General features: G+C 35.9%; 13 protein-coding genes and 1 pseudogene. 3 read left to right on the top strand and 11 right to left on the bottom strand.

The annotated features are described in order from the left end of the window. Positions 1-187: 187 nt before the first annotated feature. The 4 genes from AMET_RS06630 to AMET_RS06615 all read right to left on the bottom strand — a co-directional run bounded on the left by AMET_RS06630 (position 188) and on the right by AMET_RS06615 (position 6,952). A complete protein-coding gene (locus AMET_RS06630; RefSeq protein WP_012062584.1) occupies positions 188-1,432 on the bottom strand; it encodes a hemolysin family protein in 1,245 nt (414 codons plus the stop codon). Positions 1,433-1,967: 535 nt separating this feature from the next. Continuing rightward, positions 1,968-5,039, bottom strand: a complete 3,072-nt coding sequence (locus AMET_RS06625) for an efflux RND transporter permease subunit (RefSeq protein ID WP_012062583.1) — start codon at positions 5,037-5,039, stop codon at positions 1,968-1,970. 13 nt (positions 5,040-5,052) lie between these two features. Then, positions 5,053-6,243: an efflux RND transporter periplasmic adaptor subunit gene (locus AMET_RS06620; protein WP_012062582.1), complete on the bottom strand. Its 1,191-nt coding sequence runs from the start codon at positions 6,241-6,243 to the stop codon at positions 5,053-5,055. Between the two features lie 106 nt (positions 6,244-6,349). After that, positions 6,350-6,952, bottom strand: a complete 603-nt coding sequence (locus AMET_RS06615) for a TetR/AcrR family transcriptional regulator (RefSeq protein ID WP_012062581.1) — start codon at positions 6,950-6,952, stop codon at positions 6,350-6,352. A gap of 152 nt (positions 6,953-7,104) precedes the next feature. On the opposite strand from AMET_RS06615, the gene AMET_RS26845 reads away from it, so the two are divergent. The 3 genes from AMET_RS26845 (at position 7,105) to AMET_RS06605 (ending at position 8,471) form a co-directional block, all read left to right on the top strand. Next, complete coding sequence (locus AMET_RS26845) at positions 7,105-7,227, top strand: hypothetical protein (RefSeq protein ID WP_278184240.1); 123 nt, start codon at positions 7,105-7,107, stop codon at positions 7,225-7,227. A 91-nt stretch (positions 7,228-7,318) separates the two neighbouring features. Continuing rightward, entirely contained in the window at positions 7,319-7,807 is a 489-nt protein-coding gene (locus AMET_RS06610; protein ID WP_012062580.1) for a DsrE/DsrF/DrsH-like family protein, read from the top strand. Positions 7,808-7,946: 139 nt separating this feature from the next. Next, positions 7,947-8,471: a hypothetical protein gene (locus AMET_RS06605; RefSeq protein WP_012062579.1), complete on the top strand. Its 525-nt coding sequence runs from the start codon at positions 7,947-7,949 to the stop codon at positions 8,469-8,471. Positions 8,472-8,539: 68 nt separating this feature from the next. On the opposite strand, the gene AMET_RS06600 is transcribed toward AMET_RS06605, so the two are convergent. The 7 genes and pseudogenes from AMET_RS06600 to AMET_RS06575 all read right to left on the bottom strand — a co-directional run bounded on the left by AMET_RS06600 (position 8,540) and on the right by AMET_RS06575 (position 16,807). Continuing rightward, on the bottom strand, positions 8,540-10,135 hold the full coding sequence (locus AMET_RS06600) for an NAD(P)/FAD-dependent oxidoreductase (protein ID WP_012062578.1): 1,596 nt from the start codon (positions 10,133-10,135) through the stop codon (positions 8,540-8,542). 47 nt (positions 10,136-10,182) lie between these two features. Next, the gene (locus tag AMET_RS06595) at positions 10,183-11,424 is read right to left on the bottom strand and encodes a BaiN/RdsA family NAD(P)/FAD-dependent oxidoreductase (protein WP_012062577.1); all 1,242 of its coding nucleotides are present in this window, start codon (positions 11,422-11,424) and stop codon (positions 10,183-10,185) included. Between the two features lie 232 nt (positions 11,425-11,656). After that, the gene (locus AMET_RS06590) at positions 11,657-12,325 is read right to left on the bottom strand and encodes an N-formylglutamate amidohydrolase (protein WP_012062576.1); all 669 of its coding nucleotides are present in this window, start codon (positions 12,323-12,325) and stop codon (positions 11,657-11,659) included. Between the two features lie 170 nt (positions 12,326-12,495). Next, complete coding sequence (locus AMET_RS06585; RefSeq protein WP_012062575.1) at positions 12,496-13,572, bottom strand: 4Fe-4S dicluster domain-containing protein; 1,077 nt, start codon at positions 13,570-13,572, stop codon at positions 12,496-12,498. Positions 13,573-13,612: 40 nt separating this feature from the next. Continuing rightward, positions 13,613-14,008 (bottom strand): 4Fe-4S dicluster domain-containing protein, encoded by a 396-nt coding sequence (locus tag AMET_RS06580; RefSeq protein WP_330368706.1) that lies wholly within the window; start codon positions 14,006-14,008, stop codon positions 13,613-13,615. A gap of 93 nt (positions 14,009-14,101) precedes the next feature. Beyond that, positions 14,102-14,146: pseudogene (locus tag AMET_RS27315) on the bottom strand (hypothetical protein); the annotation flags it as partial. A gap of 96 nt (positions 14,147-14,242) precedes the next feature. Beyond that, a complete protein-coding gene (locus tag AMET_RS06575; RefSeq protein ID WP_012062573.1) occupies positions 14,243-16,807 on the bottom strand; it encodes a molybdopterin-dependent oxidoreductase in 2,565 nt (854 codons plus the stop codon). Positions 16,808-16,826: the final 19 nt, after the last annotated feature.

Genomic DNA, 16,826 nt, shown 5'->3' with positions numbered 1-16,826 from the left:
TATGCCTGTGGATGTAGCTGTTAAATTAATCGTTTCTGGTGGTATCATTAATTAATATTAAGATAATTAGTGTAATCCTCTGGAGTTTGAAAACAGGGTCTTTCGATAAATTAACGAAAACCCATACATTTTCTAATATATAGATTTTGTATGGGTTTTCTTATATTTTGTATTAACTTGATATCAATTATGTTAAGACTCTCACTTTATTAATTCTTGTTTTATCCACATTTTCCACGATAAACGTAATCCCATTGTATTCTATCATTTCATTCTTTAAAGGAAATCTTCCTAGTTCTCCAATTATAAACCCACCTAGCGAATCATAATTTTCTGATTCCAGAAGGACTCCAATCATATCATTGATTCTATCTAGTCTAGTACTTCCATTAACAATGTATTCATCTTCTTTAATGACGGTAATTTCTTCCTCATCCTGATCGTATTCATCTCCAATATCTCCTACGATTTCTTCTATTAAATCTTCAATTGTAATAAGTCCCGCTGTAGATCCATACTCATCTAGTACAATTCCCATATGTGTTCTAGTTTTTTTCATTTCCTTGAATACTTCATCTATTTTCTTAAATTCAAATGTAAAAAAAGGATCCCTAACATATTTCTCTAAACTAAATTTATCCATTGTCTCCTCTAGGAAGAATATGTCTTTTACATTCAAAAAACCAATTATGTTTTCAATTTTCTCTCTATAAACAGGATATCTAGAGAATTGTTCTTCTTTCATAATGTCAATCAATTCTTCATAGGTCGAATGTAAATTTAATGCTACTATATCTCTTCTTTGAATCATGACATCTTTTACAAATGAATCACCAAACTCAAATACCTTATAAATCATTTGTTTTTCTTCAACCTCTAAAATACCCTCCTCATGACTAACAGTAACAATTGTTCTTAATTCTTCTTGGGTAATAATTGGATGAAACTTTGCAGAATCTCCCCCTAAAAATCTAATTAAACCATTGGTAATATAGGTGAATAGCTTCACTATAGGACTTAGAATACTCATAATAAGACTAATTGTATTTACAACCTTTAGTGAAACTTTTTCAGAGTTTTGAACAGCCATTGACTTAGGGGTTATTTCTGCAAAGACTAAAACGAGTATAGTCATGATTACGGTTGCAATGCCTACGCCTTTCGACCCGAACAATTCTAAAGCCAGGGCGGTGGCCAAAGCAGACGCACCTATATTTACTACATTATTTCCAACTAAAATAGTACTTAGAAGCTTACTGGGATTTTCAATCACCTTTTCAATAGCCTTCCAACCCTTTGCATTTTCTTCCACCATGTGCCGAACTCTGATTTTACTTAAGGACATCAACGCAGTTTCTGAAGCTGAAAAGAAGGCTGAGCCCCCTAATAAAAATAGCAACACCATCAACTGCCATATACTACTGGAATCCAAAACTTACCACACTCCTCTAGAATTATATAATTATAACGATTATATCATATGTGTAATACTTTTATTTAATAATCTCGGGTCTTTGCCACGGCAATCGCATGATAGATTATTTTAATCAAACTTTTTATAAAAAGTTTTAAATTTATTGTGTCGTGTTCTTGTATATTATAGGTAAGCCAGACTTGCCCTCTTCAGAAACAGTTCAGCCTATCATCTATATGTTTTCAATAATTTTTTTCTAACAATTTCTCATCTATTCCTGCTTTGAACCGCTTTATATTTTTACTTATCTTTTTTGTATTTGGTATTTCTTTCTTTAATATATTTAAGGAAATTTTCCTGATATATATATAGATTTTCAGAACCATTATTTTTCCTTACCAAACTGACATCTTCTCTAAATAGTACATCAAGCATCCAGTGACAACTTTCTATGCCCCAATGATTTCTAACTGCTTTGGCAAATATAAGCTCTAATAATTTGTCTTCAGTCTAAGGTAGGGTTGCCCTGCTTAGATTTGAATCTATTATATATTTAAATTAATTTTTTCTTATCTCTTCTTCTTTTAAATGCTTCTATTTTTCCTTCTATTAAACTGTATAGTACTGGAATGATTACTAAAGTTAATAGGGTAGCAACCATTAGCCCCCCCATGAAGGCTACTGCCATGGGTCTAAATAAGTCATTGCCAAAGAAGGCCAATGGAAATAATCCGAAGACTGTAGTGGTGGTGCTTAAAATTACTGGTCTGAATCTTGCACTAACAGCTTTGCTACAAGCCTCCTCTATAGGCATTCCCGTCTTTCTTTGAGTGTTAATATAGTCTATTAGGATGATGGCATTATTAATAACAACCCCCATTAAACTCACTATCCCCAATATACTAAATAGAGATAGGGGCTGTCTTAATACTACTAGGGCCACCATCGAGCCTATAAGCGATAAAGGAATTGAAGCTAATATAATCCCCGGTTGAATTACAGAGTTGAACTGGATCATAAGAATGATAAAGAGCAAAAATAATGCAAATATTGCTGATATTCCCATATTTCCTAAATCCCCCTCCATATCGGCTTTTTCACCCTCTGGAACAACGGTAACATTAGGAAAATCTATATCCTTAATCTTTTCCTCCAATACTGTTTGTACTTCAATTGCATTATATCCTTCAGCAACATTTCCCTGTACTGCTATCGCCCTTTCTCCCTGATATCGGTTAATCTGTCCAATAACAGGTTCAAAATTTATATTGGCTACATCCTTCAGTAACACCTGCAGACCTGTAGCTGTAGATTTAATCTTCAAATTTTCAAATTCTTCAAGTCTCGATATATTCCCCTTTACTAGAATATCAAATTCTTTACCTTCTTCCCTAAATACAGAGGTTTTTCTTCCCATTAAGGCCATATTTACTTCATTTTGTATCTCCTGTTTTGTTAGTCCATAGGATAGGGCTCTATTTCCATCTATTGTCATACTAAATTGGTAATCTAATAAGGGTAAATCATCCCTTACATTGGTACTCCCCTCTATATTTATGAGGGCTTCTTTAATTTTTTCCTTTGCTTCAATAATGTCTTCCATTTCATTTCCTTTAACCCTAATTTGAATTGGCGCGCCTAAACCCCCTTCCACCTCCAGTTCTTTTACAATAACATCTGCACCTACAATTCTTTCATCATATATTTCCTGTAGATGCCGTACTAATTCTTCATTAGTCTTAAATGTTTCTCCATTTAATAAATTTACCCGCATTACAATCTGTGCTGAATTAGGAGCATTGGCTTGAGGCATGATGGAAATATCAAACCTTGGAATACCTCCCCCTATAGAAGATGTATAGGAGATGATTTCTGGTTGTTCCCGCAATACTGCTTCAATTTCCTTTACTAAATCATCCGTCTTATCTAGATTACTAAGGTATTCTGTTTGTATATCAATATAAATCATATCCTTATCTGATTTTGGAAAAAGCTCCTGGGGTAAGGTACTGACTAAGGTTAATGATAGAACTAGAATAATAAAAGAAGCAAGAAGCGTCCTAACCTTATACTTCATCCCTAAAACCAATAACCCTTCAAATATCCCTTTAATCTTGCCATCTTTTTTTCTATTGCTCTTACTTTTTCTAAAGAATAAATAAGCCATTAGTGGGGTTATAAAAATTGCAATGCCATAGGAGGCAATCAAAGATATAATAATCATCTGAGGTATACCTCCTAAGAAAGCTCCTGTCGCCACTGGTAAAAATAGTAAAGGTGAGAAGGCAGCAATGGTTGTAAGGGTAGAGGATAATACTGGTATAGCAACCTCCTTTGTTCCTTCTACACAGGCCGTTAGCTGATCTATATCCTCGTCAATTTTATTTTGAATGGAATCACTAACAACAATGGCATTATCCACCAGCATCCCCAGTGCCATAATAAGACCTGTTATAGTAATCATGTGGATCTTAATCCCCAGAAGACCCATAGTAATAAAGGTGATAAACATCGATAAGGGTATGGCAAAGGAAACTGTTGTAGCATTTCTGATTCCCATTCCCAACATAACCACAAGAATAACAATGAATATTCCTCCTATAAGGTTTTTAACAAAATCATTAACGGATTTTTCAACCTCCTCCGGCTGATAAACAATCTCATCAACACTTATATCTTCTGGAAGCTGTTTTTTGAAATCCTCTAATACTGTCCTCACTTCTTTACCTGCCGTTACTACGTTTACATCTCCTTTAAAATATCCCACAAGTAATATTCCGTTTTCTCCATTGTTTCTTATCTTATAATTTGAGTCCTTTAACCCCATATATACCTGAGCTATATCCTTCAGTCGCACAATTATATTGTCTTCCCTTATATGCAAAATAGTATTTTCAATTTCCTCCAAGGACTTAAATAATCCCTCTTGATTTACGTAGAATTTCATCCTATCATTCTGTATGCTTCCCGAAGGTAATTGAATATTTTGAGCCGCCAAGATATTCGTAATTTGACTAATAGATAAGTTATATAAATCTAATTTTTGAAGATCTACCTCTACCTTCAATTCTTTTTCTTGTTCTCCAATAATCTCAAAACGATTAATTCCACCCAGACCTATAAGATTATTTTTCAACCTTTCCCCATAGGTTACCAGTTGTTCATAACTATAGTTATCACTTGATAAACCAATCAATATTCCTGAAGTCTCTATTAGGTTTGTATTAATATTTATATCAGCCACCCCAGCTGGCAGATGATTTTTAACATCCTCCATCATCCTGTATAGCTCATTCCAGGTTTGATCAAGCTCAGCTTCAGAAATATCCATATCTAAAATAAGAAGAATTGCTGCTGCACTGTTTAGTGAAGTAGAATCGGTATAATCGTAATTTCTTAATTCTGTAAGCTTTTCCTCAAGCTTTTCTGTTACTAAGGCTTCTACCTCCTCTGCTGAAGCGCCAGGGTAGATCACTGTTATCATGGCAGCAGGGGCAGGGGTTTCAGGGTATTCTTGCTTCGGTATAGTAAAATAGCTATAAAGCCCAAATAAGGTGATCATAATCATTGAAAATATAGTCACTGTTTTATTTTTTATGGATAGTTTAATCATATTCTTAAACAATTAAATCCCCCCTCTACTCTTTAATCTCTACTTTATCATTATTTTTTACACTCCTCATACCTTCCACAATTACTTTATCTCCTGGATTAATTCCCTCCAATACCTTTATTTCATTTCCAAAGACTTCACCTAAAAGAACTTCCTGCATTACAGCCCTTTCATCTTGAACAATATATACAAAGTCAACTCCTTCATTCAAAAGGATATTCATCGGAAGAAATACCCCCTCCGCTTCCCCTAAGATAAAGTCAATACTCACTAAAGATCCTATGGGGATTGTATTTGGCTCGAGGTCTACTTTCACTTCATAAAGACTGCTTTGACTTTTAGGATTAGAGGATACGGTTTCTACAATTCCCTTAACCTCATTGTTTTGGTGTCTCACGATCACATCCATTCCTAAGGCTATTTTACTTATATCTTCATTACTAACGCCTACCATTACTGTGGTTTCTTCTCCCTTTATAATAATAACTGGCATCTCTTGAGATATATAGTCCCCTTCTTTCACCTGTATCTGCAAAATAACTCCATCTATATCACTTCTAAGGATGCTGTCTTCAAGTAGGTCTTGACTTTGTTGATAGGCAGCATAGGCAATATCTATCTGACTTTTTAATATTTGAAGCTCATCATCCCTTGCTCCTTTTAATATTCGGTTATAGGCTTCTTTGGCACTATTAAGCTGCTTTTCTTCTAAATCAAGTTTAAGCTTAATTTCTTGTAGCTGTTGGGGGGATACAGCGCCCGCTTCTAATAATTCTTGATATTTTCCATATAGCTCCTTAGTATTTTCTAAGTTTCTTTCTGCCATTTCTACACTGATTTTTGCTTGATTTATTTCCTCCTCTGTTGCCCCTTTCATTGCCATATTATATTGAGTTTCTGCTATTTCATACTGGGCCTTAGCTACATTTACTGTTGATCTTAAATCCTCTTCATTCAATCGAATTAATTTATCTCCCTTATTAATCTGTTGCCCTGTTTTTACGTATATCTCTTCTATTTTTCCTCCTGTTTTAAAGGCAGATGACCTTGTATCCTCAGTATCCATAATTCCCATATACTCTAGGGTTACGGGGTATTTACGGGTTTCGGCCTCTACTATCCTCACATTTTTTCCTACTACCTCAATTTCAACTTGAGTTTGACAACCTGTTAGTACTAATAATCCTAAAATCATTAATGCAATTAATTTTTTCATGTTCTACCTCCTTATATTAAATACCGAGTAATCGGTATGTTTTTATTGCAAAAAAATGGAAACTATTTTCCATTTTAAAATTTGAAATTGAATCTTTAATAATCATCTAGTTTTTACTTTTCAGCACTTCATAAAAGCTATCCCAAAGAGCTATCCACTTATTTGTTGCATCTTCCTTGCTATACCCCATATAAATACTATGCAGTGCTAATCCATCTCCAGAGTTTATAAACATCTTAGCTATTTCTTCATCCTTCATAACCGTGGAGATTTCTCCATTAGCCCTTGCCTTCGAAACTACCGACTTCCAATTATTAAATTCAATTTCATGAATGTCAGCTATTTTGTGTTTAAAATCAGGAAAAATTTTTATTGCTTCAAAGTAGAGTGCAAAATAGTTCATCCCAGAATCTCCATCCTCTGTAGAAATGAATTCAGGCAAAAAGTTACCTAAAAAAGTATGTATATATTGACTATAAAATTGCTGTAAGGAATCTTTGGTAAGACTATCATAATAGCCATCAGCGGAGGATAAAACATTTCCAATTATTTCCAAAAATAAATCTTCTTTTGTTTTGAAATAATGAAAAAAAGCCCCTTGGGACACTCCAGTTTTCTCAACTATCTCTTTTATAGTAACTTCCTTAAAGCTCTTTTGCATAAAAAGCTTAACGGCAATTTCTACTATACGTTCTCTTGTATCCGTCATCCTTTAGCACCTTCCTCCCAACATAGCGTTCACTCGGTTATTTTTCATACTACTATTTATTAAAGGATTTGTCAAGAATCTCTTTGCTTTTTTTCTTAATAATCTCTTACTTAGACAAAGGGACAGGGGAGACCACTCTATTTCACCCTGGAATGGTTCGAGTTAGCTTTGGTTTCTACAATACCTATCGTGAAATTGATATTTTTATCAGTTTATTAAAAAGAATTGTTAAGCATAAAGGCTATTATCATGAAAAATATAACAATGATCATTGACCCTTCCATTTTAATGGCAGGGTTTTTTCATAAATGTCGCCACTTTCGGTTACAATAAGTCCATTGAATCAATCAAAGGAGGAATACATTTATGGAACAAGAGCAAAAACAGAGCTTAAACCTTCTCATGTTTAGTGGGGATTATGATAAGGCTTTAGCAGGGTTAATCCTAGCCAATTCAGCCAAGGAAATGGATGTTGACGTCACAATGTTTTTTTCCTTCTGGGGACTTTTTTTATTAAGAGATCCCGACAAAATGGACCTAGAGGGTAAATCTGCCTATGAAAAAATGTTTGAAATGATGACCCCTAGGGGACCCGAAGCCCTGCCTTTATCCCATATGAATTATGGCGGCGTCGGAAAATCCATGTTATTGGAAATGATGGAGGCCAAGGATGCCCCTATGCTGGAGGATTTCCTTAAGGGTGCCCGTAAGAAAAAGGTAAAATTCTATGGCTGCAAGCTTTCATTAGATATCATGGGGCTCACAAAAGATGAGTTGATCCCCGAGGTTGAAATTGTAGATGCACAAACCTATTTGAAGGACGCGCTGTCTTCTAATATGCAGTTGTTTATTTAAGGACGTCATAGCTCTTAAAAAAGAACGCATCAGGTATCTAGTGCGTTCTTTTATTCACGCAGGATTTTTCTGTTTTAGGTAGAATGATTATATAGGGTTGTACTATCTCACAAGAATTCGACACACAAAGGAGATCTATATGACATTTAATCCATTTTACTTATATGCTTTCTTAGCCTTAGTCCTCTATATTTATAATCATCTTAGAAAAATGCGTTTATTGCTACCCGGTGAGTTTACAGAAATGGAAACGCAGTATATTCCAACTATATTCCAGAGTGACTACACAACTACGTGGTATGAACGAAAAGAAATACAGGCTAAAATGGCACGAAAAATTTTGCCCAAAGTATTTTTAGGAGGTATTTTATTATTTTCCCTGCCATATTTGTTGAATTTTGAAGCCTCAATCATTTTAGATATCATGAAATATGCAATCATTGCTGTATTTGGAATTGCCTATCCAATTATGCAAATATTTTATCGTGTAAAAGTTTATCAAAAATACATAAATCTTTGTAAATCCAATGAACTAGAAACACAAAATCAGGTGTTGAAATTTACTATACTCCAATGTTTAGCATTTCTATTGCAATCTATCATAATCATTTTCTTAGCCAACAACCCACGAACATTTAGAAGAAGTCCACTTGGAATCAGATAAGTCCTTAGCTAAATTTAGCTAAGGACTTATTTTTGTCAATCCATTGAATTTATATTTCAAAATCCTCTTTATCTAAATGGAGCATATTTCTTAGCAATTACTTCAGCTACACGAATACCATCTACAGCTGCTGAGACGATTCCACCGGCATATCCTGCCCCTTCTCCTGCTGGGTATAATCCGGATATATTGCTTTCACAGTTCTCATCTCGTTGAATTCGGATTGGCGAGGAGCTTCTTGTTTCGACTCCCGTCATGATTGCGTCGTCCATCTTAAAGCCTTTTAATTTCTTATCTAAGGCAACAATTGCCTCTCTCATGGCTTCAATCACGTAGTCCGGTAAACATTCCCTTAAATTCGTTAAGGTAATCCCTGGTGTATAGGAAGGTTTGACTGTTCCAAATTCCCTAGAAGGTCTATCTGCCAGGAAGTCCTTCACAAGTTGAGCTGGAGCCTTATAATTGCCTCCTCCTAACTCAAATGCTTTTTGCTCCCATTTTCTTTGGAATGCCACCCCCGCTAAAGGATGATCACTCCCGTAATCCTCTGGGGAAACACCAACCAATAGTGCACTATTGGCATTTTCTTGATTTCGAGCATATTTACTCATCCCATTGGTCACCACAGCCCCCTCCTCTGAAGCAGCTGCCACAACAAAGCCTCCTGGACACATACAGAATGTATAAGCGGAACGTCCATTTTCGCAATGGTGGTTCAATTTATAGTCCGCTGCCCCTAGCTTAGGATGGTTAGCAAAGGATCCATATTGATTTTCATTGATTAATTGTTGGGGATGTTCTATTCTCACACCAATAGAGAAAGGTTTTTGCTGTATATTTACCTTTCTTTCGTGGAACATCTCAAAGGTATCCCGAGCACTATGACCTAAAGCCGCTACCACAACCTCCGTATTGATGATTTCTTTATGATTCACTTCTATCCCAACAATTTTACCTTTTTCAAGTACTAGATCCGTCATCTTGCTTTCAAACCGAACGTCTCCCCCTAATGCAACAATTCGATTGCGGATATTCATCACAACACCCTTTAAAATATCGGTGCCTACATGGGGTTTGTTTTCATACATAATTTCCTTTGGTGCCCCGGCTTCGATTAATACTTCTAGTACCTTTCGGCAGGTTTTATCTTTAATTTGGGTTGTCAACTTCCCATCGGAAAAAGTTCCTGCCCCACCTTCTCCAAACTGAACATTTGAATCCACATACAATTGCGCCTCTTGCCAAAACTTTTCTACATCCTTTGTTCGATCTTCAACGGATTTTCCACGTTCTAACAGGATCGGTCGATAACCCATTTCAGCCAAAATCAATCCTGTCAACAGGCCAGATGGTCCCATTCCCACAACAATAGGTGGGCTTTGTAGTGGCTTGTCTCCAGATTTTACATGTTCATATTTCATATTGGGAGTCAATGTAATTTTACGATCTTTAATTCTTTTAAATGTGTTTTGCTCACTTTTTATTTTTACATCCACGGTGTAAACAAAATACACTTCGTCAGTCTTTCTGGCATCAATTGACTGCTTATAGATATGATAATCAATCAAATCTGCTTCTGGTATTCTTAATTTTTTAAGGATGCCACTTCTTAAGGTTTCTTCCCCTTTATCTAAGGACACCTTGATTTCTGGTACACGTAACATAGATCCTCTTCCTCTCTTCTTCTTACTGATTTTACTTTCACTAAAGCTTACTCTGTTGCGGCCTGCTCCCCAGCTATATAACCCGAAGACCATGCCCACTGGAGGTTGAATCCACCACAATCACCATCTATATCCAGTATCTCTCCTGCAAAATACATCCCTGGAACAAGCTTTGATTCTAGTGTTTTAGGATTAATGCCATTTACATCAATTCCTCCGGCAGTCACCTGGGCCTGTTTCCAGTCTTGGGTTCCCTCGATCTCAATTCGCCACCCTTTCAAAAAACTGACCAATCTGTTCATTTCTTCATCAGAAACTTCATGGGATAGTTTTTGGATCGGTTGGATTTTTGTTTCCTTTAGCACCACTGGAATGAGGCGTTTATTGAGCAATCCAATCAACGCAAAGTCCAAGGGCTTTTCAGGCTGATAGCCTAATCGTATCATGAGCTGTTCCTTTAACTCTTCCGTGGTTAAATGCGGGAATAGGTCTAATTGAATCCATGGTTTCTCCTTATTTTGCAGGACTTCTCCTGCCTTGCGACTCAGCTGTAAAATTGGGGGACCTGATATCCCATAATCAGTAAACAAAATTTCCCCTTCTTCTCTTCTTAGGCTTTTGTTATTTGAGTTCACCTCAGCTAAACCATTGAACTTAACTCCCTTTAATGCCTTCAAAAAATGTGCTTTCAAGTTCAATTGAACTAATGCTGGAAAAGGTGGAATCAATAGATGTCCAAATGGTTTAACCAAATCATACCCACTACCATTTGATCCCAATTGGGGACTTGCTTTTCCCCCAGTTGTCACAATAATTCTGTCACCTTTAATTTGTTTTCCATTTGACAGCGCTAATGTAAATCCTTGTTTAGTGGCATGAATCTCCCTTACTTCTGCATCACAGTGCTCTTTTACTCCCAATTGATTCATTTCATAACGTAGCACATCCAATACACTGGCAGCTTGATCTGAAAAGGGATATACCTTGCCTTCCTCAACTTTATGAGCTATGCCTAAGTATTCGAAAAAGTTTATGGTTTCTTCTACAGAAAATTGTCCTAGGACACTTCGAATAAACTGTACATTATTTCCATGGAAATGTATTAGATCTGTATGTATGTTTGTTAAATTACAGCGTCCGTTCCCGGTGGCTAATATTTTTTTCCCCACACGATTCATCTTTTCAAGAATGATCACCTGGGCGCCTTGCCTTGTTGCTGCAATAGAAGCTATCATACCAGCAGCCCCGCCACCAATAACCAGTATTGTCTTTGTCTCTTTCTTATTCATAAAAAAACTCCTCCGGAGATAAACAGACTAAGTGACTTAAGCCAAATCAGAGATTTGGGTTATCTACTTATATTTATCATTCATCATTCATCATTTTTCCAACTTTACACATCATGTTCATTATAGGTAATATCTCAATGACTTGCAACTCCAATCACCTGATAACTACATAATTCGCATTATTTCAGAGCATTATTCAGTATTAGTTGAAAAAAGAGCCCGAGAGCTCCTTTTAATGTTCTAATTTTTTTGTTACCCTAAATATAAATGAAATTAGAGAGCGATAAGCTTTAAGATAATTTTCTTGATTTTCCTTCCTATAGATGTTTCTGTTTTTATTGGCAATCTCTATTTGCATCACATCTACCTTAGTGATGGAATGAATATAAGAAGTTACTGTCCCCTCAGGAAGGGCTTTAAATATTTGATTATCTCCGATCATTTCTACTCCATTGAATTTAAAGCACTCCTTTAAAGTAGATATATATTCATTGGAACATGTTAGATTTTCTTTTGTTCCGATGTCGATATCTAGCCCATGATTGTCATTCATTCCATGGAGGTCTATCACAAGTCTTATGTTGTGCTTTTCTATAATCTCTTTTAAAAAAATTTTATATCTTGTGTTGTAGTCAAAATTATCATCTAAATCAGAGCACTTTAATTTAAATAGAGAGTGCACTCCAGTGTCTTTGTTCAGTAGTATATTTAAGCTTCCTGTAAACACTTCCACAAATTTAATCTTGTTTTTTCTTATTTGATGAACAGAATGAGGACTAGATATTATGATGGGGAGTGTTCCCTGAGCAAATTCAAATTCTTTTCCTTTGGGGTTTCCGAAATAGCTATTTTCGCTAAATATTTTCTCGTAGCGAAAACTGTCTTCTATAATGTCTTTCAAATAACCACCTCTCTTTTAAGGAATAAAGGTATTTTGCCCTAAATCCAGTCATTTAAATCAAGAGACTTTATCGAATCCCCAGGTCATAGCAGAACAGTATAGGAAATTTTTCCCATGATTTTTTTGCACATTTAGATCATATGCTACTACGCATATCTAATCTTTAAAGTTTATACAAATCTTCTAATTTGACTCCTAGCACAGCTAGGGCATACCTCAACACCATTGTCCTTCAAAATATATTTTGTAAAACATCTTGAACAAGATATTAAATGAATTTCTCTTTTAATAATATCTTGTTGTAAATAGTATAATCTACAGCTCGCTCTTTCAATCGCCTTGTTAGGACAAAGCTTAAAACACAGCTCACAGGATCTACATGTTCTTGCACTATGCTTTATAACTAGCTGATCCTCGTTCTCCTCGATCTGCCAAGAATTCCATGGACAAATTGCTTGACAAAAACTACATCCATCACAATTTAAATTGACATCCCAGGTTGTAAACAACGATTCATTAATCAGTGTATTTTCGTCAATAGCCTCGCCTAAATTCTCGATAGCATTAAGTAAACCCTCTCGGTGATTTAAATTACCTTCTTTAGAATCAATAAACATATGATTAGTTATATCTTGGGTTATCTCGCCTGATTTTTTTGTAATCAGACTTAAAAGTTCTCTTCTAGTTAGCTTTGTTTCATCATATATCGGTAGATGTTCTTTTTTATATATCAGCTCCATATTAATAGTGATTTTTAAGGAGTCTATGAATTTTTTCGCTTCTTTTAAAGCATTCTCTAGTATGAAACTATCAGACTCAATATTACAATTTTTACACTCAATTACATTGAAATAAATGTCTTTTTCCTTTAGCTTCAATAGCAGTGCTGCTATTGACTCTGCATGGATACCATTTAGGCAAGAAAACATAATATCCATTTGCTCATTGTGTTCTTGGCATCCAATTAAAATAGCTTTTTTATCTAACTTAGAATTATCTATTTTTTTAGACAGTCCTGACAACTCAAGAGCTTGAGAAGGACAGACTACATTGCATATACCACAACCATTACAGCTATTTTTATCTATAACAATAATTGTTTCTTTTTGTTTAATAGCTTCAACAGGACAAATCTCTATGCATTTTCTACATTTTTCTTTCTTATTACGGACATTCAAGCAGTACTGGCCTTTCACAATAGCATGTCTTTCTGACATGATTTTCTTTACTAGATATTTTGTAAGCAAGTACTTCTTACCTCCTATCTTCCACTATAAAATCTATATTTTAAGGGTTCCTTAGTGAATATTTTTTAGATTTTACTGTAAATGATGGCCGGGTTATATGATAATTAGGCAGTCCTATAATATCCTCTAATGGCCCATGATTTTTGATTAAATCTTTTAAATCTCCAAAGTGTAGTGCTCGCATAATACAAGCAGAAACACAGACAGGTTCTTCACCCTTTTGAAGTAAATCTACACACAGATTGCATTTGCCAACTTTTTTTATTTTATTTCCTAAATACTTTGGTGCTCCATAGGGACATGTCTTGACACATCTCTGACAGCCTATACACTTTTCTTTGACTATATCTACCACCCCATTGTCCTTACCTTTATTCATTGCACCTACTGGACAATTTTCAACACATACTGGTATTTCACAATGATTACATGACATTGACACATGATATATCCACGGCTTGGGGAATTCCCCCCCCTCAACAGTTATTACCTCTCTGTAAAGCAATCCTACTTGTAAATCATTTCTATCTTTACATGCGATCTGACATGTTTTGCAACCAATACAGCTTTCCATATTAAAGAAAAACCCCTTTTGACCCAATTGTTATTCCTCCCATCTGGTATTATAATGTGAGCTCATGCCTTCATTTCTACAATCCCAAATAAGTCATTATAAGACAATTCGTTGAGGCCAATTATGATCTGGTTCAAGCTGCTTTTCATATTTTTCCACTTCAACGATGCATGCTTGAAAAGACTCTATATTTGGCCCCGAAGGGTAGTCTCCAGATAGTATATTAACCGATCCAGCCCTGCAATTTCCCTCTTCATCCAAATCAACCCATGAGCCTTGACCTAATAATACAACCTCTGGCATCACACGTTCAGTCACATATACCCTTCGTATGACAGACCCATGATCGTTAAACATTCTAACGACATCTCCATCTTTGATCCCTCGACTTTTAGCATCTTTCGGATTGATTATGATATCGTTTGGAAAGGTCTCTCGTAGCCAAGGTACATCTCCCATAACAGAATGGGTTTGTCGTTGAATATGTATGTTACATAATTGTAAGGGATATTTCCCTTTTATTTTTTTATTCCAATCAGCATATGTAGCTTCATAACCCTCAGTAGGTGGAACATATTTTGCAATAGGATAACCTTCATTCCATCCAGCATTGGTAACTATTTCTGCAAGTTGTCTACAATGAATTTCAATTTTACCACTTTCCGTATCTAGTGGGTTATTCTCAGGGTCTTCTCTGAACTTATCATTGCTAATAAAAACAAACTTGTCATTTTGCTTTCGAGGAACTTGATAAATCCCCTGTTCTTTGAACTCCATAATCGAAATTCTGCCTAATTGAGGTGTCCCTTCTACATCAAATTCACTAATATCCCCCTCAGTAATCGTGACTAAAGGCTCGTAGCCTGTACCATTCTCTTTCATGACACTTGCACCTGCAATTTCATTAAATATTTGTTGTTTCAAAGATAGTGGCTCTATTTCTACAGAATCAATACTTAAACGTTTACCAACTTCTTTTGCTATCCACATATCATCTTTTGCTTCAAATAAAGGTTCGATTACTTGACTTGCCCAAATTAATATTTCTCTATTCCCTGTCAGTACCGTTCCATAACGTTCCCATTGAGTTGTAATGGGAAGTACAACATCTGAATAAGCTGCGTTTGGATTAAGTGAAAACTGATTCGTAACAACAAACTCAACTTTTTTATGTGCCTTGATACCCTTATTTGTATTATTGGTTTGGTTTAAGCTAGAGTGGCCACTATGATAAATCATTCGAATATCAATATCCTTTATATCATCTTTTCCAGCAGTATATTTCCCTGTTAAAATGGCATTCCAATGTTCATTACTACAAAGTTTAACGCTAGATAAAGGATTCTTTATTGCTTGTAACTGACTATCTCCTGGTCTAACCAAAGCTGGTCCACCATTGGTTGCGGGCTCTTGACAGCTTACTCCAAACGCCCCTCCCGGTATTCCCATATTTCCAGTCATGGCACCTACAGCTACTTGTGCAAGTGGTACATGCTGTGCCTTTTCTATCCTTGCAGAATTCCACCCAAATAAAACAGTTGCAGGTTTTGTTGTTCCTAATTCTAATGCAAAAGACCGTATTACTTCTATGGGTGTTCCAGTAATTTCAGATGCCCATTCAGGTGTTTTTGGGGTTCCATCATAGGTTCCCAATACATAATCTTTAAAGTTTTCCTTGGGATCTGCTCCTTGGGGCATATGTTCTGCATCAAAGCCCACTGTACATCGATTTAGAAATTGCCAATCTATTAATGGTCTTTCTGGAGAATCCTCAGTGATCATTACGTATGCGATTCCTAACAATAGGGGTGTATCCGTTGCAGGTCGGATTGGTATAAACTCATCAGCCAAAACGCTGGCACTGGCATTATAGAAGGGATCTACTGAAATGAATTTGACTCCTGCCTTTTTAGCCTGTAATAAATTATACATAGGTAATCCTGCAGAGCTCCAAGCTGGATTATTTCCCCATAAAACAATTAGTTTCGCATTTAATAAATCCATCCTATCGTTAATGATGTGACTTTTTCTACTGACGCCCAATATAGGCTTCATCGCTTGTTCCCAAGCGCCCCTAGATCGACTCCCATAGTTAGACACATATCCTCCAAATAGAGAAATAGGTCTTTGCATTTCTGCTCCTCTAAGTAAATATATCGATTCATTTCCATAGTTTTCTTTGGTTCTCTTTAACTCATCGGCAACGATGTCTATTGCTTCTTCCCAAGAAATTCTTACCCATTCATCTTTACCACGAAGTTCTTTATTTCCTCCCCCTGGAGCCCAGTGTTTTCTTTTCATAGGATATTTCAAGCGATCTGCTCCTAAAACTTGTTTTCGTTGTGCTCTTCCACGGGCACAAGCTCTCTGCTGTGGGAATTCAGTACTGTCCTCATGGGTATCATCGGTCTTTTGCCTAATCAACATTCCATCCACAACATAGGCTTTATTTAAACATCTCCCACCACAGTTATGCCAACAAGCTGCTGTTACCCACTTTCCTTCTTCTTTTTTTATCTCCTGGGCCTCTTCTACTGACATCTCAGCCAATACATTTTCATATCCTGCCAACATGACTGAAGTAGAAGAAATAGCGCTCCATTTTAAAAATGAACGCCTACTCAATTTATGATTTATTGTCCGCTCTATAAAGTTTATCATTCTTTATACTATCCCCCTT

The sequence above is a fragment of the Alkaliphilus metalliredigens QYMF genome (assembly GCF_000016985.1).
Taxonomy (GTDB): Bacteria; Bacillota; Clostridia; order Peptostreptococcales; family Natronincolaceae; genus Alkaliphilus_A; species Alkaliphilus_A metalliredigens.
This window is presented reverse-complemented; position numbering and strand designations above follow the sequence as displayed.